The following is a 631-nucleotide window of genomic DNA, read 5'->3' as shown; positions in this document are numbered from 1 at the left end:
GCATTGGAAGGCGTCCACATTACACAACAACCGTCAGGGTTTTGACCGCCACATTGAACCGGTGTTAGGTAAGGCCATGGTTGCGACCTTAACGCGTCAAAAGGTTGAACGGTGGTTCAGTGGGATGTCAGCCACCAAAGGCATGGCCAATACAATGTTGCCGTTGTTATCAGTGATGATGCAACAAGCGGAGGTTTACGGTTACCGAGCGCCCCAAAGCAACCCGTGCAAATCCTTCAAACGTTACACGCTGGTCGCGTGTGAACGCTATCTCACTCCCGATGAATTACGCTGTTTGTGGTTGGTACTCGATACCCATCAGGCCAGCTCACCCACGGCGGTAATGATATTGCGTTTGTTAATACTCACAGGGTGTCGAGGCAATGAAGTGCGCACCGTGAAATGGAGGCACTATCGCCAAGGGCACTGGTATTTGCCTGACAGTAAGACAGGGGCAAGGGTAGTGTATATCGGCCAAGCGGCGGTTGATGTGTTGGCGCGCCATGTTCGCCGACAAGGCGGTGAACTGTTCCCGATGAAAAAAGGTGCATCGGTGCGCGCCGTGTCCAATCTGTGGGTCAAACTGCGGATTAAGGCCGACATTGCCGATGTCAGAATACATGACTTGCGC

Annotated in this window: 1 protein-coding gene; it reads left to right on the top strand. The window is 52.9% G+C overall.

Translation table 11 applies throughout. The features are described 5' to 3' along the window. Nucleotides 1–124: 124 nt before the first annotated feature. Nucleotides 125–631: tyrosine-type recombinase/integrase (locus C9J12_RS30930; RefSeq protein ID WP_407675715.1), on the top strand; the 507-nt coding region annotated here is incomplete at its 3' end.

The sequence above is a fragment of the Photobacterium frigidiphilum genome, from assembly GCF_003025615.1.
Classification (GTDB): domain Bacteria; phylum Pseudomonadota; class Gammaproteobacteria; order Enterobacterales; family Vibrionaceae; genus Photobacterium; species Photobacterium frigidiphilum.
Note: the sequence above shows the minus strand (reverse complement) of the source record. Positions and strands in the feature narration are given on the sequence as shown.